General features: G+C 57.9%; 12 protein-coding genes and 1 pseudogene. 9 read left to right on the forward strand and 4 right to left on the reverse strand.

Annotation, left to right across the window (positions count from 1 at the left end; genetic code table 11):
• Positions 1-332 precede the first annotated feature (332 nt).
• On the forward strand, positions 333-1,082 hold the full coding sequence (locus tag OCY70_RS11350) for an IclR family transcriptional regulator (protein WP_213429764.1): 750 nt from the start codon (positions 333-335) through the stop codon (positions 1,080-1,082).
• A gap of 538 nt (positions 1,083-1,620) precedes the next feature.
• Here OCY70_RS11350 and OCY70_RS11355 read toward each other — a convergent pair.
• Entirely contained in the window at positions 1,621-3,963 is a 2,343-nt protein-coding gene (locus OCY70_RS11355) for a helix-turn-helix domain-containing protein (RefSeq protein ID WP_261944860.1), read from the reverse strand.
• Between the two features lie 366 nt (positions 3,964-4,329).
• Here OCY70_RS11355 and OCY70_RS11360 point away from each other — a divergent pair, with 366 nt between their 5' ends.
• From OCY70_RS11360 to OCY70_RS11390, 7 genes and pseudogenes are all read left to right on the forward strand, one after another.
• A complete protein-coding gene (locus tag OCY70_RS11360) occupies positions 4,330-5,310 on the forward strand; it encodes an ABC transporter permease (protein WP_249725423.1) in 981 nt (326 codons plus the stop codon).
• A 47-nt stretch (positions 5,311-5,357) separates the two neighbouring features.
• A complete protein-coding gene (locus OCY70_RS11365; RefSeq protein ID WP_213429763.1) occupies positions 5,358-6,239 on the forward strand; it encodes a carbohydrate ABC transporter permease in 882 nt (293 codons plus the stop codon).
• A gap of 55 nt (positions 6,240-6,294) precedes the next feature.
• On the forward strand, positions 6,295-7,824 hold the full coding sequence (locus OCY70_RS11370) for an extracellular solute-binding protein (protein ID WP_213429762.1): 1,530 nt from the start codon (positions 6,295-6,297) through the stop codon (positions 7,822-7,824).
• A 69-nt stretch (positions 7,825-7,893) separates the two neighbouring features.
• Positions 7,894-9,186 (forward strand): Gfo/Idh/MocA family protein, encoded by a 1,293-nt coding sequence (locus tag OCY70_RS11375; RefSeq protein WP_213429761.1) that lies wholly within the window; start codon positions 7,894-7,896, stop codon positions 9,184-9,186.
• 456 nt (positions 9,187-9,642) lie between these two features.
• Positions 9,643-10,196 (forward strand): annotated as a pseudogene (locus OCY70_RS11380) (RNA 2'-phosphotransferase).
• A gap of 591 nt (positions 10,197-10,787) precedes the next feature.
• Positions 10,788-14,408, forward strand: coding sequence for a DUF6359 domain-containing protein (locus OCY70_RS11385; RefSeq protein ID WP_261944861.1), 3,621 nt, complete (start codon positions 10,788-10,790; stop codon positions 14,406-14,408).
• A gap of 86 nt (positions 14,409-14,494) precedes the next feature.
• Positions 14,495-16,780, forward strand: a complete 2,286-nt coding sequence (locus tag OCY70_RS11390; RefSeq protein ID WP_249725421.1) for an S-layer homology domain-containing protein — start codon at positions 14,495-14,497, stop codon at positions 16,778-16,780.
• A gap of 147 nt (positions 16,781-16,927) precedes the next feature.
• Here OCY70_RS11390 and OCY70_RS35760 read toward each other — a convergent pair whose 3' ends face one another.
• The 3 genes from OCY70_RS35760 to acnA form a co-directional block, all read right to left on the reverse strand.
• Complete coding sequence (locus tag OCY70_RS35760) at positions 16,928-17,323, reverse strand: hypothetical protein (protein WP_306433961.1); 396 nt, start codon at positions 17,321-17,323, stop codon at positions 16,928-16,930.
• 343 nt (positions 17,324-17,666) lie between these two features.
• Complete coding sequence (locus tag OCY70_RS11400; protein ID WP_213429760.1) at positions 17,667-19,070, reverse strand: hypothetical protein; 1,404 nt, start codon at positions 19,068-19,070, stop codon at positions 17,667-17,669.
• A 253-nt stretch (positions 19,071-19,323) separates the two neighbouring features.
• Complete coding sequence (gene acnA / locus OCY70_RS11405; protein ID WP_213429759.1) at positions 19,324-22,050, reverse strand: aconitate hydratase AcnA; 2,727 nt, start codon at positions 22,048-22,050, stop codon at positions 19,324-19,326.
• A 323-nt stretch (positions 22,051-22,373) separates the two neighbouring features.
• Here acnA and OCY70_RS11410 point away from each other — a divergent pair, with 323 nt between their 5' ends.
• Positions 22,374-23,369: an amidase domain-containing protein gene (locus OCY70_RS11410; protein ID WP_213429758.1), complete on the forward strand. Its 996-nt coding sequence runs from the start codon at positions 22,374-22,376 to the stop codon at positions 23,367-23,369.
• Positions 23,370-23,484: the final 115 nt, after the last annotated feature.

The following is a 23,484-nucleotide window of genomic DNA, read 5'->3' on the forward strand; positions in this document are numbered from 1 at the left end:
AACTCGCAAAGCGAGGTATCGACATAAACTGACATTAACTAGAACGAAAGTCTTGGTTAGGGTCAAATGATAGCTTGATAGTGAAAGCGTTTCATTTGCTCTGAAATGTACTACTATCGTATGCCGCGATCCGCATAACGTCAATAAAAGTGCGTGATTTGTAAGGTGTTTGTAATCGTCCCGTAATATTGCAATCCGGGTGTAAAAAATGTCGAAATTAGGGACGTTGGTCGGGGAGGCGATCGGCGGTCCGTCCCTTTACGGCATCGGAAAAGCGGGTTATACTAGATGTAACGTAGTTTCACTCAATGGAACGGAAAGAGGGAGATGACGTGGAGGAACGAGGGAAATTAACCGTCCGTGCCGTGGAACGGGCGCTCGATATTTTGATGTGCTTCACGGAGCAGTATGAGATGAGCTTGACCGAGCTGGCCGCGCGGGTCAACTTGAATAAGAGCACCGTGCACCGGCTGCTCACGACGCTGGAGGAACGCGGCTTCGTGCTGCGCAACGGCGACAAGTACCGCCTCGGTTACCGGATATGGGAGCTGTCCGCGCACCTGACGCAGGTCGGCGATGCCGCTCAACTGCTGCTTCCCGAGATGGAGGCGCTGCGAGACCGGCTGGGTGAGACGGTCAGTCTGTATGTGCGCGACGGCTCGGACCGGATTCGCATTCAGGCGGTCCAGAGCAATCAGGCGATTCGGCGGGTGGCCCCGGTCGGGGCGCGGCTGCCGCTGTTCGTCGGCGCGTCGAGCAAGGTGCTGCTCGCCTTCGCCGATCCGGCCGAGCGCGAAGCGGCGCTTCGGGATGCCTTCTGGCCGCCCAGCGTGGACAGCGAAGCGTGTATGCGGCAGCTCGATGAGGTGCGCCGCAAAGGGTACGCGGTAAGCATCGAGGAGCGCGAGCCGGGCGCGGCCGCGGTCTCGGTGCCGATATTCGACCGCCACGGCAAGCTGGCGGCGGCCCTGTCGGTCTCCGGCCCGGTCAGCCGGATGTCGCTCGAGACGCTGGAGGCGTATGCGCCGCAGCTGACGGAGGCTGCCAGCCGGATGGCGACGATGCTGCGCTCGATCGGCTAACCTGCTAAATGATATCAACAAATGGCGATGTTGCGTTAATTGCTTCCTATGCCGTAGTGTACGGCGAACTGCACAAGCACACGGGGGTGTCTCACAGGCACTGCAAAATGTGGAGGAGTTAACAGAGAGTGTGAAGGCGGTAAAAACGGCGGCACGCAAACCGGTGGAAGATGGATGAAGCAGTGAAATGCTGCGTGGATGCAGCAATTTCTGCTCATTAAGCCGCTATTTGATGAAATTCCTGCAAAAGTACATTATTTTCATCTATTTTTGTCTATTATTGATTGAATAGTCAGAAATTGATGCTGCTTTGCAGGATTCCCTGTAACGGAGTACACGTCAAAAAGGAAAAGTGTATTTTTCCAGTTTTTCGGCGAGTCGAGCTTTGAGAATCAGAGTAGGCTGTCTCACTGTAGTAAAAACTACTTATGGGGACAGCCTCGTTTTTGTCTATGAATCCAAAGGCAGGCACTGGCCGGTTCTCCGTACCGGGAACCACGAGTGGAGGGAGCAGCCTCTGCTCCGCCCGGTGATGACCTTATCCGGCATGCCGGTGCCGGTATTGGCCAGGCGTCATCCCTTCCAGCTTCTTGAACATCCGGTTGAAGTAAGAGGGCTGATAGCCGACCGATTCCGCGATCTCGTTGATTTTCATATCGGTCGTCAGGAGCAGCTCCTTGCATTTGTTCATCTTGAGCGACGTCAAGTAATCGACATAGTTGGAGCCGGTCATCTGCTTGAAGGCCTTGCTGAGCTGGGATGCGCTCACGCCGGCCTCCGCGGAGACGGTGTCGAGCGACAGGTCGCTCATATAATCTTGGCCGATGCGTTCCAGCATCTCTTCGACCAGCCGCTTCATAGTCGCGCTGTAGCTCTTGTTCAGCGAGGCGATGTACGGCTGGATGATGCGAGCATGGAACCAGGTCAGGCAGGCGCGCGTGTCGCGCAGCCCGTTCAGCTCCTCCTGCAAGCCCGCCGCGTCGAACACCGCATACGGGTTGTGCCCGGCCTGGAGCATGGCCCGGTGAATGTTGCCGACGAGCGGCATCAAGGCCTGGTGGATCAGCCATTCGGCCGCTCCGCCGGCATGGAGGGCGGTGACGAACTGCTCCACCCCTTGCACGGCTTCCTCTTCCAGGCCCATATTGAGGGCGTGAATGATGTCCTGCTCCAGCTCCAGCGGGAATTCGACGCTGCCTGCCGTCCGGGACAGGACATGCTCCGCCTCCAGCAGCTGGCTGCCGGAATCGAAGGCGCGGTGCCGCAGGGCCCGCCGCGCTTGCTCGACCGCATACGGCACGTCAAGCCAGGACGAAGTCGGCACGCTGACGACGATCGTCGCCTCCAGGCGGAGCACATCGCGCAGGGCGCGCAGACATTGATCGCAGAGCTGCTCGATCCGGAGCCTGGATTCGTCCGGCTCCGTTCCCGGCCCCGGCCCCGGCAGGATAAGCACGGCGCCGAAGGAGCCGTCGAGGAAGTTAATCAGGTGGACGTAATCGGCCGCCTGCTCGGACAGCTCCTGCACGATGTTGATGGCCGCGTACGCCATCAGATGCTCATCCCGGTCGGAGAACGGCTCCCGGCCATCCCCCAACGCATGCGGCTGCACGACGACGGCCGCGAAGCGCTTCCCCTCGATATTCACCTGCAGCAGCTTCAGCTTCTCGCGAATCTCCCGCTCGCTCAGGTGCGAAGCCTGACCGGTCACGAACTGGTTGATGAACGCTTCGCGCACGGAAGGAACGGATTGATCGAGGCGGCTCTGCAGCGTCTCGTTCGCGAACCGGTACTGCTTCCATTCCTTCTCGATATAGTCGAGTTCATTGTGGACCGCCGACTCCGGCGTCCGCCAGCCGCCGAGCATCGTGACGACCCGGCGAATCGGCCGGTACATCCGGCGCGAAGCGAACCAGCTCAGCGCGAGCGCGGCCAGCAGGGCGCAGCCCCACAGGACGAGCACGACATGGGTATACGGCCGGGTAGGGGCCGTAATGACCGACAGCGGGGTTCCCGCGATGTAGGTCCACGTTCCGCCCATTTTCTCGAAGAAGACGGCATTGACGAGCAGCGAGTCCCCGCCTTCGATCGGCATCTGCCATGTTCGCGGCGGAGGGAGGCGTCCCGGTTCGGCCGGGGCAGGCTCTTCCCGCAGATGCTCAAGAATGAGCGGCAGCGCCTCCGGATGCTCCGCGGTCTTCGCGGAATGGCCGATCACATGTCCCTCGGCATCCAGCACATACGAGAGGTTGTCCGTATTGGCGAAGATATGCAGCTTCGACGGATTGCTATAGATGACGATCGCGCCGAAGGATGCCGATCCGTTGAACGGGAGCTTGAGAACAATTGCGTGCGGCGCGCCGCCCTTGGCGAACGGGCGCACGAGATCATGCACCCAGTAGATCCCCTTCTCCTCCTGCAGCAGCCGGCCCCAGCGCTCGGCATCCTGCGGATCCTCCAGCGTGCGAAGGCCGAGAGCAGGCTGCAGCACTTTGTTTTGCTTTTGCACGTAGAGGTACACCTGGTCGATCAGCGGATCGGCATTTTCAATCAAGGTCAGCGTATCAAGCAACTGGAGCGTCTCCTCGAATTGAAGCCCGAAATCCATATCCGACACGGACGGCTTGAAATGCGGCTTCACAACCATGTTCAGCGCATATTGGACAAGCTGGGAGAATTGCTCGTCAATCTGCTTCGCCGCATCCCGGAGCGCGTCCTCATTCTTCTGCTGGAACTGGTTCACCATATGCTGGTTCCCGATATATAAATAAGCCGCGCTGATGACCGTCAGCGGAAGACAGGTCAACAGCACAGCCATCGCGACGGTCTTCCAATAAAACACGCCTTTCGAAGACAACAGGCTTATCCATTGCCGTCTCAACGGTTATCCTCCCATCATGCAGCGGATTCGGATCGCGGAAGTCCGGATGCCGTTGTCTTCATCATACTGAATGACCTGCGGATTGAAAAGGCTTCCAATCGAAATTGTCCCGTAGGAAAAGGAGAGAACAAGCCCCGGAGAGGGCCGGAAAAAAAGTGCAACGGCAGGAAATCGGAACGGTCCAAAAAGACGCTGCGCCGGCGCTCCGTCCAGGCAGGACGAGGCTTTTTCGGCCTTGTCCTTCATAACGGCAAAGGGATAAAGCCAGTCTGGAAAAAAAGTCAAATTGCACGGAATGATGACAGCGTTTACATTATCACTACCAAGCCATGAAGCTTCGATTCGAATAGAAAGCGAGGATGACCGATGAGCTCACAGCCAACGAATATCGCCGCCGAGCGAACAGCAGGCCCTGCGCCCCGTGCCCATGCTCGCGCCGGCAAGCGTAAGCTATGGTCCGATCTGAAGCGCGACAAGTATTTATATTTGTTAGCCCTGCCGGGACTGCTGTTTTTTCTGATTTTCAAGTACATTCCGATTACGAATCTGGTCATTGCCTTCCAGGATTACTCTCCGTACTTCGGCGTCACGGGCAGTCCTTGGGTCGGGTTCGAGCATTTCAGCCGCTTTTTCGCCAATGAAGATTTCTATATATTGCTGCGGAATACGCTGGCCATCAGCTTCCTGAATCTTCTCTTCTTTTTTCCGGCGCCGATCATTCTGTCCCTCATGCTGAACGAGGTGCGGAACTCGCTCTTGAAGCGCACGGTGCAGTCGCTTATTTATATTCCGCATTTTCTGTCCTGGGTACTTATTTACGGCTTGACGTTCCTCATGTTCTCCCAATCGGAGGGGCTCATGAACAAGCTGCTCGTCTCGATGGGCAAGGAGACGGTCGACATTTTGTCCAATCCGAATTATTTCTGGGGCCTGCTGACGGCGCAATCGATCTGGAAGGAAGTCGGCTGGGGCACGATTATCTTCCTGGCGGCGATCGCCGGCATCGATCCGCAGCTCTATGAAGCAGCCGTCATGGACGGAGCGGGGCGGATGCGCCGCATCTGGCATATTACGCTGCCGGGCATGCGCAACGTCATCATGATTCTGTTCATTCTTCGCCTGGGCACGATTATGGATACCGGCTTCGAGCAAATTTATCTGATGATGAATTCGGCGGTAACCCATGTCGCCGATGTGTTCGATACGTATGTGTACCGCATCGGGATCAAGCAGGGCGAATTCAGCTACAGCACGGCCATCGGGCTGTTCAAGTCGGTTGTCGGCGTCATTCTCGTCATCACGGCGAACAAGGCGGCGAAGCGGTTCGGTCAGGACAGTCTGTACTAGCTTGTTCAACATCTTCCATGAGAAAAGCAGGAAAGGGGCCGAATGCCATGAGAGAGCAGTGGCGGGATCGGTTGTTCCAGGCGGGCAACGCGACGGTGCTGATTCTGTTCAGTATCGCCGCCGTGTTCCCCATTTACTATACGATTGTGCTGTCGTTCACGGATCCGACGGAATATTATACGCGGCCGTTAATTCTTTTCCCGCAGCAGTGGACGCTGGACGCCTATAAATATTTGCTGTCCAACGGGCTGTTCATGAGCTCGCTCGGAATCAGCGCCTTCCTGGCGACCGCGGGCACGGCGTGCAGCCTCATCGTATCGGGAGGACTCGCTTATGCGCTGTCCCGCAAGCGGCTGCGCTTCCGCAAAGCCATTATGATGATGATTTTAATTACTTTTTTGTTCCAGCCGGGGCTGGTGCCGCTGTACCTGGTCGTCCGCCATCTCGGCCTGATCGACAGCGTCTGGTCGCTGATTTTGCCAAGCTTGACGAGCGCCTGGTATGTGCTGCTGATGAAGGGGTTCTTCGACAGCATCCCGGACAGCCTGGAGGAAGCCGGCCGCATCGACGGCTGCAACGAGATCGGGGTGTTCTGGCGCATTATGCTTCCGCTGTCTTTGCCGGCGCTGGTCGCCTTCGGACTTTTTTTCGCGGTAGGCTACTGGAACACGTACTTCAATGCGCTCATGTTCATCAACGACCAGAGCAAATGGCCGCTGCAGGTGCTCCTGCAGAACATGCTGGTCGATCCGACGGCGATGGGCGGGGGCACGGGCGGCGGCATGGACTTCCATGTGAACCGCCAGATGCCGACCGAGACGCTCAAGATGGCCGCGGTCGTCATTGCGACGCTGCCGATTATGATGGTGTATCCATTCTTGCAGAAGCATTTCGCCAAGGGCGCGATGGTTGGCTCTGTCAAAGAATGACGAAATAAGGATACACAAAAAAGAAGCATGTTCACGTAAAAAAGGAGGGTCCACGATGATTCACAAGCAACCACGAAAGCTGGCTTCCGCGCTGAAAACATCGATGCTCATTCTGCTCGCCTGCTCGCTGCTGCTGACGGCATGCGGCGGCGGAGGCAAGAACGCTTCATCAGGAGGAGACGGTCCGACGAAGATCTCGATGCAGACGTTGAACTATGCGACCGACATGGTCAACAACAGCAGCCCGATCTGGAAAGAGCTCGAGAAGCGCACCAATACGAAGCTGGACATCACTTGGCTCACGCCGACGACGATCGAGGACAAGGTCAATGTTATGCTTGCTTCCGGCGATATGCCGGATGTCGTCTTTGTGGAGTCGCTCAACAACGCGCAGCTCCAAAAAATGATCAAGCAGGGCGTCTTCTGGGATTTGACGCCATTCATCAAGGATTACCCGAACCTGACGGACGGGGTCAAGGCGTCGATGTGGGACGAGACGAAGGTGGATGGCAAAAATTACGTCATTCCGCGCTATTATCCCAGCTTCGGAGGCGGCGCCTTCGCGATGCTCCGCAAAGACTGGCTCGATGTGCTGAACCTGGAGGCGCCGACGTCGCTCGACTCCCTGTTCGATGTGCTGAAGGCGTTCAAGGAGAAGGATCCGAACGGCAACGGACAGGCGGATGAGATTCCGTATGCGGCCTCCCCAAGCTCGATGGCCTTCGTTTACAATATTTACAACGAGACGCAGGGCAACTGGAAGCTGAAGGACGGCAAGCTCGTGCCGATTATTACGGAAGACGACTCGCGCGACGCGTTGCTGTGGATTAAGAAAGCATATGATGCAGGCTTGTTCCCGAAAGATTTCGCCATCTTGAAATTTTCACAAATACTGGATGCGTTCCGCAGCGGCAAGGTCGGCGGCACGGGCCTGTCCATGAACCATGTCTGGGTAACCTGCAAGATGCTGCGCGACATCGACTCGAAGGCGGATCTGTACCCGCTGCCATATCTGGAGAATCCGAATGGCTATAAATATGCGCCATCCGGCGCCTCGTACTACGGCGTATATTTGATTCCGAAGAAGGTACCGGAAGATAAAGTGAAGAAAATTCTCGAGCTGTTCGATTACGGGAACAGTCCGGAAGGGAATATTTTGGCCTATTACGGCCTCAAGGACATCCATTATAAGGAAGAGAACGGGAAAATCGTGACTACGGAGCAGGCGAAAACGGATTTGACGGGAGACGGCAACATGTCGAGCCTTTTCCATCTGATCAGCGACGATATGGCGATCGGGGCCGTCGGCATGCCGGATGACCTGTACGAGCGCAACGTCGAGATCGTGAACGAACGGAAGAAGCATGTCGTGCCGGAACCGGAGCGCGGCCTCTACTCGGAAGCGTATAATCGCTATTTTCCGGAGATCAAGAAAAAAGTTGACGATATGCGCACAAAAGTAATTATTGGCAAAATGACGATTGAGGAGTATGATAAATTTATCGAAACAATCAAAAAAGATAATGATTTACTCAAAGTTATTGATGAAATGAATCAGGCTTACCAAGCCGCCCAAGCAAAATAAGCAGAGTATGCCGGGGAAACGCCGCTTCGTGCCGGCGTTTCTCTGCGCCGTCCAAAGGAGAGATGTCACATGAATCCGATTACAGCCATTGTCATTGGCGCAGGCGACCGGGGGGCGCGCGCTTATTCGCCGTATGCCCTGGATAATCCGCACGAGCTGCAGCTTGTCGGCGTCGCCGATCCGAATGTTGAGCGGCGGCAAGCCTTCGCCGAGCAGTTCGGCCTCAGCGAAGCGCAGCAGTTCGAGACATGGGAAGCGATCCTGGAAGGGGGCCGGCGTGCCGATGCGGCCATCATCTGCACGATGGACCGCATGCACTATGAGCCGACGCTGCGGGCGCTAGAGCTCGGCTATCATGTGCTGCTGGAGAAGCCGATGTCGCCGGAGCCGCGGGAATGCGTCGAGATGGAGCTGGCGGCGAAGAAGCATAACCGGCTGTTGACGATATGCCATGTGCTGCGCTACACGTCGTTCTGGTCGGCGATGAAGCGGGAGATCGATCGCGGCGCGATCGGAGATATCGTGTCCATTCAATTGAACGAGAATGTGGGCAATATGCATATGTCGCACAGCTTCGTCCGCGGCAATTGGCGCAACAGCGACGAATCGAGCCCGATGATATTGCAGAAATCATGCCATGACATGGATATTTTGGCGTATCTGATGAATGAGCCCTGCGTGCGGGTCAGCTCGTTCGGCTCGCTAATGCATTTCCATGCAGGGCATAAGCCGGAAGGGGCACCGGCCCGCTGCATCGAGGGCTGTCCGGCGGAGATGGCCTGCCAGTACCATGCGCCGCGCTATTATCTCGGCGAGGGCATCGACTGGGCGCGCAAGATTACGGATGACTACACGAAGGAAGGGATCCTGAAGGCGCTCTGGGAAGGTCCGTACGGGCGCTGCGTCTATCAGACGGACAACAACGTCGTCGACCATCAGGTCGTCAATCTTGAATTCGCGAGCGGAGCGACCGCGATGTTCAGCATGTGCGGGTTCACGCACGACAACACGCGCATCGTGCAGGTGATGGGCACGAAGGGCGACATCCGCGGCAATATGGAGGATGACTCGTTCACGATCACCGACTTCGTGACGAAGGAGAAGCGCGTCGTGCAGCTCGCTCCGTCCATCACGGGCCACGGCGGCGGCGATTCGGGCATCGTGCGCTCGTTCCTGAAGGAAGTGCGCGCATTCGGCTCCAGTTCCGGCACAGAGAGCCTGTCCTCCGCCTCGGTATCCGTGCGCAGCCATCTGATGGCCTTCGCGGCCGAGCAGTCCCGCCTTCAGGGCGGCCAGGTCATCGACCTGCAAGCGATGTACGACGAGCTGGCGGGTGCGGTCCCGGCAGGGAAGGCGGAATAGCATAGCGAGGCGAAGTGAAATTGTATAAGCGATCACCCCTGAAGTTAGTACGGGGGTGATCGTTTTTTGTTTTCCCCGCTTGCGCCATCGACGTCGGCCGCCAATCCTGCAATAATACATCATTTTGTGCTAATTTAGGGTATATTTGTTTGTATTCCTGCAAATGTGCATCTTTTTACTCAATTTATCTCTATTTCAAGCTATAATGGATGAAATTCCTGTAAATTTGCAGGATTCGCTTTTTTGCATATCGGCGTCGATCAAAAAACTGCATTTTTTCATCTTTTGGGAGGTATCGGAATCGAAATAGTGTGTTCCCTTGCCAGGAGCGGCCGAGCAAGGCGAGCGAATGCGAGCGTAGGATACAAGCCAGGTGCGTGCGTCCATTCCCGATGAATCGATTGCCGGGACAGCGCCGTATAGGAATAGTAGATTAGATTTATGGAGGCGCTATTTATGACCAGACAGAATATAGATATGTTCAAATTAAGCAAGGAAATATCTTATGCGCTGAGGCATGCGCCTTGGGAGTATGAATTGGAGCTGGATGAGGAAGGCTGGGTAAGCCTGGAGCAGCTGCTGCAGGCGCTTCGCCTCGACCAACGATGGGAATCTCTCAATGAGCAGGATATCTGCAGCATGATGGAGGCCGCGGACAAGCGGCGGTTTGAGGCAGCGGACGGGAAAATTAGAGCGTTATACGGGCATTCCGTGCCCCGCAAAATCGTCAAGCAGGCGGAGACTCCTCCCCCGGTCGTGTACCATGGAACGGCGCGGCGCTTTGCGGCGCAAATCTTGAAGGAGGGACTACGGCCGATGGGGAGACAATATGTTCATTTATCCGCCGACAAAGAGACGGCCATGCTGGTCGGGAAACGAAGAGACGCTGCCCCGGTGTTGTTGAAGGTGGTGCCGGGATGGCCCGGAACGAGGGGGTTATGTTTTATCCGGGCAATCATACGATATGGCTGGCGGACTTTATTCCTCCCCAGTATATCTCCAGAGAATGAGCCGAAGGATTGGATGATCAGGAAGCGCATTGAATGAAGCTTTGTTCTCTCTAGGTAGACAGATTGCGGAATTGTCCATATAAAGGTGGACACGAAGGGGGATTGGCTGATGTACAGAGATGAGTCTATATATCGTGCATGAACTCGCCCCATAGCCCCACATATAGAGTTTGAAGGAGCGGGGAGCATCTATCTCTTCCGCAGAAAAGTGTCCACTATTTGAAACACATTTCTTCGTATTTTCCACAAAAAGAGGATATTCGATGGGGCTGCAGCAACGTTGACGAGATAAGCCAATACCTTCTGAATAAGCGGGTATACAAGAGATAAATGCTGATTGTAGAGGGAGCGAAGGGGTGAGCGGCAATAAGCGAGAGAAAATAAGAATAGCATCGCGTTACTTACCTTGATTGACTCCATGTCCTTCAAGGTTTCTTTTTGCGGGAAGCATGATAAAGGGGTGAGCTTAAGTTCATTCCGGCATGAACGAGCCGAGCTTATTCATATATTCTTTACAGTCCGCTAACACCAAGATTATACAGACAAGCTACGATTTATAATAATAACCCATATTGGGAAGGGAGCGACAAAATGGTATATCGGATCTGGACCAAGTCAATCCGTGTCATTGTGGCGGCCGTGTTGCTGCTGTCTTCGATCGCGCCTGCGGGCTGGACCGCAGGAACTGCTGCTGCCGCGGAGGCGGTGCTCACCGTCGCCGATGCGATCGCGAAGAACAATGACGGCAAGTCCTACACGGTGGAAGGGCATGTTGTCGGGTTTGCCATCAGCAGCACCGCATTTACGCGGGATAGCGCGAAATTCAACTCCGATACGAATCTGGTCATCGCAGACCGCGCAGAGGAGACGGCAGAGGACAGGACGCTGAACGTCCAGATCGCGTCTCCGTTCAGACAAGAGTTCGGTTTGCAATCGAATCCAGGCCTGATCGGCTCCCGGATTCGGGTCACCGGAACGCTGGAAGAGTATTCCTATGCCAAGCAGGATGGGCTGAAGGATAGCGATGTTTCCGAATTCACCTATTCGGTTGTAACGGCCTCCAGCATTGGGGCAGCCAGAGGGATGAATGCGGGAGATTCCGCCTTGGTGCAAGGCATCGTCACCTACAGGGAAGATACGGGCAGCGGCTTCTCCAATCTGTATATTCAGGACGATACGGCGGGCATTGTCGTCCGCGGCCAGAATATCACGGCCGAGCAAGGGGATAAGATCGAGGTGCAGGGCAAGCTGGAGCTGTACAACGGTCTGCTGCAGTTGAACAAGGAGCCGGGAGGCAGCCTTCGGATCGTGGAGCCGGGCTTGCCTCTGCCGGCGTCGAAGCCAATCACTTCGGCGGATTTTGCCCAGAATGCCGGGAAGCAGTATGAAGGCCAGTTGGTGGAAGTCACCGCGGCAACGATAGACCGCAGCAGCGGATCTACCTGCTATGCCGCTGACAAGCTTGGCGCAGGCATTGTCATTTACGCCAAAAACGTTCCCGCAGCGTTCGCGGTCAGCCGCACCTACGAGAGGATTGCCGGCGTCCTGTCCTACCACAGCTCATACGGGTACCAGTTGATTCCGCGAGCCTACGAGGATGTGGTGGAGACCGAGCTGTCCGTAACGGCAAGCCTGCCGTCCGGGAATGTCGCGAAGGGCAGCGAGATTGCGCTCAGCACGCCGGCTTCCGGCGGCGTCATATACTATACGCTGGATGGAACGGAGCCGACGCAGGCGAGCTCCCGCTACGCAGCGCCGATTGCGATCCAGGAGGATGCGACGATTAAGGCCATCGTCGTGAAGGACGGAGCGGCCAGCGGGATCTGTACGTTCACGTACAAGGTGCTGAAGGATACCGGCCATCTCCTGATCCACGATATTCAGGGCGAAGGCCATCGCTCTCCGTACGCGGATCAAGCCGTGACGGGCGTGGAAGGCATCGTGACGTTCAAGCGGGATAAGAGTAACTTCTATATCCAGGAAAGCAATCCGGACCGGTACAGCAAGGATAGCCGCGCTTCGGACGCCATTCTCGTCTATCACAAGGACAGCCCGGTGAAGGTCGGGGACAAAGTGAAGGTATCCGGCGTCGTCAAGGAATATAAGGAAAAGACGTATTCCAGCAATCCGGTCGATCTGACGACGACGGAAATCGCGGCTTCGAGCGTGGATATTATTTCGCATGATCAGGATCTGCCTCCGCCCGTTGTGCTGGGCAAGGATCGGGTGATTCCGCCATCGATCATTACGGACGGTTATCAATTGACGGATGCTTATTACGATCCGGGGCGCAATGCGCTTGATCTGTACGAGAGTCTGGAAGGGATGCGCGTCATGATCGAGAACCCGGACATTATCGGCCCTTATAAATATGAGATTCCGGTCAGCGTGCGGCAGGAGGGCAGCCATCCCGTCGCGTCTCCGGCGGGCGGCCTCGTCCTGACCGAGGACAGCCTCAATCCGCAGCGCGTGCTGGTATCCCTTGATTATCTTGCGCCGAAGCCGAATCCGGTCGTCAAGACGGGCGATCGGTTTACAGAACCGCTCACCGGCGTCATCGCCTACTCCTTCAGCAATTATAAGCTGCTGCCGGAACGGCTGCCGGAGGTGGAGAACGGCAAGGGGGAACCTGCGGTGACGAGCATCGTGGCGGACAGCGAGAAATTGACCATTGCTTCCTTCAATGTCGAAAATTATTGGAACGATCCGAGTACGAAGGGGAAAGAGAAAACCCGGAAGATCGGGGAGATTATTGTGACGAATCTGAAATCACCGGATATTATCGGGTTGATGGAAGTGCAGGACAATAACGGGGAAACGGATAATGGCGCCGTCGATGCAAGCCGCAACTATGAAGCGATTATCGGGGCGATTCAAGCGGCGGGCGGGCCGGTCTATCAATATACGGATATCGCTCCGGAGGATAAAATGGACGGGGGCGCGCCGGGAGGAAATATTCGCGTCGGGTTCCTGTACAATCCGGAACGGGTCGCGCTGGCTGACAGCCAACAGCATGCGAAGGGCGACGCGAAGACCGCCGTTCGCTACGGCCCGGACGGATTGTCCTTCAATCCGGGGCGGATTGAGCCGGCGAACGAAGCGTTCGAGAGTTCGCGCAAGCCGCTGGCCGCAGAGTTCCTGTTCCGGGGCGAGCGCGTGCTGGTCATCGCCAACCACTTCAATTCGAAGGGCGGGGACCATGCGCCGTATGGAGGCATTCAGCCTCCGCAGCGCTCGAGCGAAGTGCAGCGGGTGAAGCAAGCGGCGCTCGTGCACGGCTTCGTAAGTGAAGCGCTGACCCATAATCCGCAGACGAACGTCGTGCTGATCGGGGATTTGAACGATTTCCAATTCTCCGGCACCTTGCGGATTGTAGCGGGGAATGAACTAATCAATCTGGTGGACGGCCTGCCGGAAGCCGAGCGCTACTCTTATATTTATGAAGGCAATTCGCAGACGCTGGATCATATTTTGGCCGATAAAAAGCTGGCCAAGCGAGCGGAACTGGACATCGTGCATATCAATGCCGATTTCATGGAAGCGCATGGACGGGTGAGCGACCACGATCCGCTGCTCGTTCAGCTTCCGTTCGGCGAGCCGGATGACGAGGAGTTCCAGTTGAGGCTGCTTCACACGAATGATACGCATGCGCATCTGGACAGTGTGCCGCGCCGCATTACGGCGATCAAGGAAGCGCGCGCGGGCGCGGAACATTCCCTTCTGCTCGATGCGGGCGACGTCTTCTCCGGCACGCTGTACTTCAATAAGTATGAAGGCCTGGCGGATCTGGACTTCATGAACCTGATCGGCTACGATGTGATGACCTTCGGCAACCATGAATTCGATGCCGGGCCGGCGAAGCTGGCGAACTTCATCAAGCAGGCGAGGTTCCCGTTCCTCAGCGCCAATATCGATTTCGACCGGGAGCCGGAGCTCCGCGGCCTGTTCCATCATGAGATCGGCCATCCGGGAGCGGAAGCGAGCATTTATCCGGCGATTATCCTTGATGTGGACGCCGAGAAGGTCGGCGTATTCGGGTTGACGACGGAGGATACGGCATTTCTGGCTTCTCCGGGCGAGCATATCGCCTTCCGCAATTACGCGGACAGCGCCCGGGCAACGGTGGCCATGCTGCGCGAAGAAGGAATCGACAAAATTATTGCGCTCACCCATCTCGGGTATGAAGTCGACCGGGCGCTGCGGAGAGCGTAGAAGGCATTGACATCATTATAGGCGGCCATTCCCATACGAAATTAACGGAGCCGGTCGTCATCGAGCGGGCAGACGGCCAACGGACCTTGATCGTTCAGACCGGGGAATACGGGCGCTGCCTCGGCGAGCTGGATGTCACCTTCGACCGCAACGGCGCATTGACGGACTGGAACGGCAAGCTGACCGATATCGATGCGAAGGATGCCTCCGGCCAATATATCTTGGCCGACGATGCGGAGGCCGCGGCGAAGCTGGCCGAGTACGCGGGGCCGCTGGAGGAATTCAAGAAGCAGGTCATCGGCAAGACGAAGGTGTTCCTGGACGGCGAGCGCGGCAGCGTGCGCAGGCAGGAGACCAATCTGGGCAATCTGATCGCCGACAGCATGCGCGCGAAGGTGCAGCGCCTGTTGAACGAGACAGACGTCAAAGGCTATGTAACGATACAAAACGGCGGCGGCATTCGGGCGTCGATTCAGGCGGGCGATATTACGCTGGGCGATCTGCTGACGGTCATGCCGTTCGGCAACAATCTGTCCGCCGTGAAGATGACGGGCGAGGAAATTATCGCTGCCCTGGAGAACGGCGTCAGCGGCGTGGAGACGGGGCAGGGCCGCTTCCCGCAAGTGTCGGGTATGCGCTTCTATTACGACTCCACGAAGAAGGGCGAGACGATCGACGCCGTGACCGGCGAGGCGACGCAGAAAGGCGAGCGGATCATCAAGGTCCAGGTGAAAAATGACGACGGCACCTATGCCGATATCGATCCGCGGGGCTATTACATCGTGGCGACGAACTCGTTCATGGCGGACGGGGGAGATTTCTACCGCTCGATGAAGCAGGCGAAGAACGACGGCCGCTTCTATGAACTGAACATTGTTGATTATGAAGTGTTCATCGAGCATCTTGAGCGCGTCGGCATCATCAACGCCGGCGTGGAAGGGCGGATTACCGATCTGAAGGGCGGCAAGCAGCCGGAAGAGCCCGGCCCGAATCCGAATCCGGGCCCGGGGACAGGATCAGGCTCCGGATCAAGCTCCAGCTCGGATTCCCGCTCCACCCCAAGTCCGAAGCCAACACCGAAGCCTGCCGAAGATAAGCCCGGAACCGTAACGGCGACACCGGAAAAACTGGCCGCGAACGGACGCGGCAGCCTCGTCTTCGAGATGCCGGCCGGGACGAGCGAAGTGAAGTTCCCGTCCAATACGTACGGGCTGCTGCTTCAGAATAAGCTGGAAGTGAATTCGGAGCATATTACGCTTGAGATCCCTTCCGAATTGATGAAGCAGTTGATTAATCCATGGACGGACAGCGAGAAGCAGGGAGCCGTCATCTCCTTGAAGCTGGCGCCGCTCGCGAAGAAGGCGGCGAACGAGATGATCGCCAAGGCCGAAAGGGCAACCGGCATGAAGGTGAGGCTGTCCGGCGATATGTACGAACTTGGCCTGATGATCACGCTCGCGAACGGAACGACGGAGAAGCTGACCTCCTTCGAACAGCCCGTTGTGCTTCGGCTCACCGCCGACTCGGACATCTGCCTGGACTTCGCGGGGATATTTGCGATCGCCGGCAGCGGAGCGGTGGCGCAGGCAGAGGGAGACTACGCTCGCGCCGAGATGGCTGCGCTGATCCGCCAGTTCGGCACCTATGCGGTGCTGGAAATGACGAAGCCGTTCGCCGATCTGCCTTCCGGCCATTGGGCCTACGGCGTCATTCAAGAGCTGGCGCTGAAGCGGATCATTAGCGGCACCAGCGCTACGAAGTTCGAGCCGGCGCGGGCCATTACCCGGGCGGAATTCACCGCGCTGCTGGCGCAAGCATTGCACCTGGCCGGGACGGGCGGCAAGGCATTTGCCGACGTCGACGCGGATGCCTGGTATGCCGCGCCGGTCGCGGCGGCCCATGAGGCGGGAATCGTCAGCGGCAAGAACGCGAACCGCTTCGATCCCGCGGGCGCGGTTACCCGGGAAGAGATGGCGGTCTTGCTGGTCAAAGCTTATGAAGCGAAGACAGGCAAGAAGCTTCCCGCCAACACGAAGGGGGCGTTCAGCGACGCGGACCGGATCTCGCGCTGGGCCGCCGATTATGTGAACGCCGCGGCCGGGTTTGGCTTGATGAAGGGGCGGACGACCGGGCGGTTCATCCCCGAAGCAGCCGCGACTCGCGCGGAAGCCGCGCAAGCCATTTATAATTTACTGGACCGATTAATCATCCGGGACCAACAATACAGGGCAGGCAGAGTGATATCTGCTATGCCCTGTTTTGTTGAAGATAGGATAGCTGGTAATTGGAATCATTATTGTCGCCGGGAGGAACAATTTAACAATCCTTGTCGTATAATCGAGGAAAGGACCACCGAGCCTCAGAGAAGGTAGCGGGGCCGAGCGGAGAGGCTCCAGAGGATCAGCCCGCCACAGATCCGCCTGCTCGCCTTGTCGAATGGAATATCCGGCAGTCGCCGCCCCCTGGTTGCTCCCCTGGGAAGGGAACGCGGCGTCAGGGGGCGTTTCTTATTGCCTCGCTTAACGCAGCCTTACCGTACGATTCCCGGCGAGGCTCGCATTGGCCGCTTCCAGGAAGGCGATAAGCTCCAGCGTCTCCGCAAGCGGGACGTCCGGCTCCCGGGTCTGGAAGAAAGCCATGACCCGTTCCAGCAGGCTCGCGTAGAACGGCTTGGCATCGGCCGCCACATCCGCATAGCGCGATTGGCGCTCGCCATGAACGAGCGCGCCGAACGTCCCGCCCTGGCGGCCGCGGCTCGTTGCGACGCGCCCATCCTCCCAGCGGGCGGCAATGCACTCCCCGCCGGGGATCGCTTCCCCCCGGACTTCCCGGCAGCCGGGCCCCATAGCCGAATACAGCATCTCCGCACAGTGGATGCCGTAGTAGAACAGCCTTCCAGCAGCAGGACATCGCATTGCTCCGCCAATGACGGGAGATCCGGCACGAGGGTGACGCCGTATTGACCGACAAGCGCGTCTGTATACGCTTTCAAACGGGGCATGCTCAGCTCCAGCCCGGGCGTCCCGCCTTGATAGGCGGCGACGACCTTCCCGCCCGGCACATGATAGGGATGAGTGCGGTCATTGAGCAGCGCGGTGAAGGCCGTGACGTGGGATGTGTCGAGTCCGATAATTCCGATTCGGAGCACTATGCTGCCTCCTAGCTATATTTTGGATAATTGCTCCTACTATCGTACTCTCATTTTACCGCAGGCGCCAGTCATTTCTCGCTCGGGCATGGCATGCCCTCCTCCCGCTCTCAGTGCAGCGCCAACAGAAGAATGGCGGCGAACGTGGTTGCCGCCAGCCCGATGACGACGGGAGTCAGATTGCGGCGGGCCAGCTCGAACGGGCTCACGCCGCAGATGGCGGCCGCGGGGATGAGCGCCCACGGAATAAGCGTGCCGCCGCCGACCCAGATGCCCGCAATCTGCCCGAGCGCCGTCAAGGTCGCCGTTCCGCCGCCGCTGGCGGTTCCGAACAGGGAGGCGACCGATCCGGCGAGCGAAATGCCGGAGAAGCCGGAGCCGTCCAGGCCCGTAATGGCGCCGACCACCGCCAGCGTCCCGGCTCCGGCGGCCGGATGGAGCGGCACGCTATGGGCCAGCGCGACGCCCAGATCATTGACGATCCCTTGGGACCCCTCCGGCAGTCCCTGATGGAACAGATCGAGAAAGGCCGCATCGCCGAGATAGAAGAAGGCGGCGATCGGAATAACCGGGCCGAACACTTTGAAGCCGAACTGCAAGCCTTCAATCAGATAGGCGGTCGTCGCCTCCAGCGCCTGCTTCCGATGAGTAAGCCCGGCCAGGAGCACGAGAATCGCGATGGCCGTCCCGCCGATAAGGGCGGTCGCCTCTCCGCCTTGCAGATCGAGGCGGAACAGGAGAATGACATCGAAGGCGAACAGCAGCGGGATAAGCAGCGCCGCCGCCGTCTTCGTCCGGGCGGACAGAGGCAGGCGCGGCGGCTCGCTAACCGCGGCATTGTTCGCCAGACCGGTCGCCATCGTCAGCCGGCCGGTCCGCATGTCGCGGCGCATCATCCAGTAGGAGACGGCGACCGTGACCGCGCCCATGACGAGGACGAGCGGCACGCTGGCCTGAAGCACCTGCTGCACAGGCAGGCCCGCGGCGTCGGCGGTCAGCTTCGGCGCGCCCTGGATGACGAAGTCGCCGGACAGCGCGATGCCGTGGCCGAACAGATTCATGGCCATGGCGACCGCCAGCGGCGGAAGGCCGGCGCGGACCGCAGCCGGCAGCAGGACGGCGCCGATGAGAGCGACGGCCGGGGAAGGCCAGAAGAACAGGCTGATGAGGAACATCAGGAGCCCGACGGTCCAATAAGCCGGGCCAGGCCCCCGCATCAGCCGCGTGAACGGGGAGACTATGGTCTCGTTCACGCCGGACGCGAGCATTACGCGGCTCATCGCGACGATGATGGAGATGATGAGTATCGTCCCGAGCAATTGCTCAAGCGCATAAATGAAGCTTGTGAACATGCCGCTCACCGCCGAGCTGGCCGACGAGGTGGCGAGCAATCCTAACGCAAAGATGCCGATCAGGCAGACGACCGTGGTGTCCCGCCGCAGGACGAGGCACAGAATGATGAGGGCGACGAACAGCAAATAGACGGCGTGAATGCCGGTTAATACGACTGTCATTACAGAATCGCCTCCGTTGGATATGCCTTGGTCTCAAGATAGTTCATCCTATGCGGTAGCCTAGTTATTGGGAAGCGGTTCGCATCGGGGGCAGGAGGAAAATAATTGGGACAAATCCTGGAGGCCGAAGACGCAAAAAGGGGCTGCTCCCGGTCGAGATTCTCCCCTTATAGTAGAACTACGAGGGGAGCTTATCCTTTTGGGAACAGCCCCGTTTTTATTTTTTCACCGTTACGCCCTCAAGCAATTCGGCTTACGCGTTCGCCTTTTCACTGGCGATCATTTGCCGCAATACGGTTTGCAGAATGCCGCCGTTGCGGTAGTAGTCGACGTCGACCATGCTGTCCAAGCGGACTGTAACCGGGAAGTCGAACGTCGTGCCGTCTTGGCGGGTCGCTGTGACTTGCAGCGTCTGTCCCGGTTGAATGTCGTTCGACAAGCCGTTGATGCTGAACACTTCCGTACCGTCGATGCCGAGCGTCTTCCAGCCGTGGCCTTCCTGGAATTGCAGCGGAAGCACGCCCATGCCGACCAGATTGCTGCGGTGGATACGCTCGAAGCTTTCGGCGATGACTGCTTTCACGCCGAGGAGGTACGTTCCCTTCGCCGCCCAGTCGCGGGAGCTGCCTGTGCCGTATTCCTTGCCGGCAATGACGACCAGGTTCGTGTTCTCTCCTTGATATTTCATGGATGCATCGTAAATGGACATCATCTCGTCGTTCGGCAAATACTTCGTCACGCCGCCCTCGGTGCCCGGAGCCACCTGGTTGCGGATGCGGATGTTCGCGAACGTACCGCGCATCATCACCTCGTGGTTGCCGCGGCGGGAACCGTAAGAGTTGAAGTCTTTGCGCTGAACGCCGCGCGCGATCAGGTATTCCCCTGCCGGGCTGTCCACCTTGATGTTGCCGGCCGGCGAGATGTGGTCCGTGGTCACGGAATCGCCAAGCAGCGCCAGGACGCGGGCATTCTCGATATCGGCGATGTCTCCGAGCTGGGTGCCCAGATTCTCGAAGAATGGCGGGTTCTGAATATAGGTTGACTTCGCATCCCATTCATACAGCTCGCCTTCCGGAACCGGAATCGCATTCCAGCGCTCGTTCTGCGTGAAGACATGCTCGTATTTTTCGCGGAACATCGAAGCGTTGATCGCTTGCGCCATCGCCTGCTTGATCTCTTCCGAGGAAGGCCAGATATCTTTCAAATATACAGGCTGGTTATTCTTGTCGTATCCGATTGGCTCGTTATCCAGGTCGATATTGACCGTGCCCGCGAGCGCGTAGGCGACGACGAGCGGAGGCGAAGCCAGGTAGTTCGCTTTCACTTGCGCGTGAATGCGGCCTTCGAAGTTCCGGTTCCCGGACAGGACCGCCGCGACCGTCATGTCATGCTCGGCAATCGCCTGGCTCACTTCATCCGGCAGCGGACCGGAGTTCCCGATGCACGTTGCGCAGCCGTAGCCGGCGACATGGAAGCCGAGCTGCTCCAGCGAATCCATCAGACCGGATTTCTTCAAATATTCCGTAACGACCAGAGAACCTGGCGTCAAGCTGCTCTTCACGTAAGCCGGCTTGTGCAGTCCACGCTCGACAGCCTTCTTCGCCACCAGGCCCGCACCGAGCATCACGCTTGGGTTGGAGGTGTTCGTGCAGCTCGTAATCGCGGCGATGACGACAGCGCCTGTCGACAATTGGCTTGTCTCGCCGTTCGGATGAGCAACTGGCACTTTCTGCTCGATTTTGCTGTCGGACAAGCCGTATCCGCCTTTGTCGACCGGCGTGCGGACGATATCGAGGAAGGATTGCTTCATATTCGACAGTTCCACGCGGTCTTGCGGACGCTTCGGTCCGGCCAGGCTCGGCACGACCGAACCCAGGTCGAGCTCAATGATGTCGGTGAATACAGGGTCCGGCGTGTCCGCATGGCGGAACATGCCTTGCGCCTTGTAGTAGGCTTCCACGAGAGCGACTTGCTCCTCGGTGCGGCCGGTCAGGCGAAGGTAGTTCAGCGTCTCATGGTCTACCGGGAAAAATCCGATCGTCGCGCCGTATTCCGGAGCCATGTTGGCGACGGTCGCCCGGTCCGCCAGGCTGATCGACTCAAGACCCGGTCCGAAGAACTCGACGAATTTGCCGACGACGCCTTTTTTGCGCAGCATCTGCGTCACGGTGAGCGCCAGGTCGGTCGCGGTCGCGCCCTCTGCAAGCGTTCCCGTTAATTTGAAGCCGATAACCTCCGGCGTAATGAAATAGAGCGGCTGGCCGAGCATGCCCGCTTCGGCCTCGATCCCGCCAACGCCCCAGCCGACTACGCCGAGACCGTTGATCATCGTCGTGTGGGAATCGGTACCGACGAGGGAGTCAGGGAAGACTTCGGTCACCCCGTCGACTTCCTTGGTCGCGGCCACGGAAGCCAGATATTCCAGGTTCACCTGGTGAACGATACCGGTAGCCGGCGGCACCGCACGGAAGTTATCGAATGCGGTCTGGGCCCAGCGCAGGAAGCGGTAGCGTTCTTCGTTGCGCTCGAATTCCACGTTCATGTTATATTCCAAAGCTTGCTCCGAACCGAAAGCGTCGACCATTACCGAGTGGTCAATCACGAGATCGACCGGAACGAGCGGATTGATGCGCTTCGGATCGCCGCCCGCTTTTTTCACCGTATCGCGCATAGCCGCCAGGTCGACGACCACCGGAACGCCGGTGAAATCCTGAAGGACGATGCGGGACGGAATGAACGGAATTTCTTTATTCTCATCTTGACCTTCCGCCCATTTTGCAATTTGATTGACGTGATCCTTCGTAATCGCGCGGCCATCGAATTGGCGAACGGCAGCCTCGAGCAGGACCTTGATCGAGAACGGAAGGCGATCAATTCCTTCGTAGCCTTGCGCGCCCAATGCTTCCAGGCTGTAGTAGCGGTACGACTTGCCGCCGACTGTCAGCTCGCGGGCCGTAGAGAAAGCATCTGTTCTTGCCATTGAAAATTACCTCCTTCTAGATTCTGTTCATCCGAAGCCCGTCATGGAGCTTCACGCTGTCATGTTTCGTTTGCTTTACATTGTTCGTTTCATCTGATGAAACCCGATTTCATAATTGCTTCACATCTTTAGTATATCGTGTTCGCGAGACACCGTAAAGAGCTTTTCCCGTACAAACGTGCCTAAATCTGCCGCTTCGACATGCGAAGCGGCATTTCTGCATACAATGAATAGCAAAATACCGGGCCGGCGGAGAGAAAAGAGCGACAGGCTCCGTCCGCGGCTGAAGCGGCAAACGTGAGTGAAGGAGGTGGAGAGAGGAGATGCGTCATGATTGGAAGACAACCCTTTATTTGTACGTGGATCAGCATAATCGTTCTGAAATTGACGATCGGCCCCGGGCTATCCAGGCGCCGGTGACCGACATGGAGCATGCGCTCCTCGCGAGCGAGCGGGCACGGAGGATGATTTCGTGGTATGAGAGCAGAGGGGCAAGCCCGACCAAGAGCGAGACGCAGGCGAAGCTCCTGCGCACCTACGAGGCCGACCAGGAGGTTACGGTAGACCTCGAATTCCATATCCGGAGAGGCTATGAGCAGAAGGGACTGCCTCTGAAGGATGAGAGAATTGAGAGAGAGCGGCTCACTTTGCTTAAAGAAGGAAGCGGTTGGGTCGTCGCCAAGGTGGAGGTTCCGGTGCCGGAGCGGCGGGGACAGCAATTCGCCGGGGCCGAGCAGGAGCGGGCATCGCGTTCGAGCCGCTCGCTGCCGCTGTTGAATCGGAATGTGCTTGGGCCGCCCGGCTCCCTCCGGGCCATTCCGTACCGCCGCGACAAAGCGGTCGCTTACGCGGACGAATGGTGGAATGAACCGAACCCGCGCTTCCTCAGCTTCGAGGTCGACTGCACCAATTATATCTCGCAATGTCTCTTTGCAGGCGGCGCACCGATGAACTATACTGGTAGAAGAGATTCGGGCTGGTGGTACAAAGGCATGGTTAACGGCCAGGAAGCGTGGAGCTACAGCTGGGCGGTAGCCAACAGCTTGGAGCGGCATTTGACGAACAGCACGCACGGTCTGCGGGCCGAGCTGGTCGATCATCCCGGTGATCTGCAGCTTGGTGACGTCATTGCGTATGATTGGGACGGCAACGGTCATTATCAGCATACGACGATTGTCACCGCATTCGATGCGAACGGCATGCCGCTGGTGAACGCTCACACGGTAAGCAGCCGCCACCGGTACTGGGATTACCAGGACTCGTATGCATGGACGGAAGCGACGAAGTACCGCTTTTTCCATATTGTCGATGCATTCTAGGTTGCCAGGCTGGGAAGGAGACAATCCGTTCCCGCTTATTGCGGCGTGGCCCGATGTGCGAGGCGTGACGGGCATTCTGGGAGAAGACAACAGGCGCATCAGGCGCTGACCGGAG

It is taken from the genome of Paenibacillus melissococcoides (assembly GCA_944800085.1).
Taxonomy (GTDB): domain Bacteria; phylum Bacillota; class Bacilli; order Paenibacillales; family Paenibacillaceae; genus Paenibacillus_B; species Paenibacillus_B melissococcoides.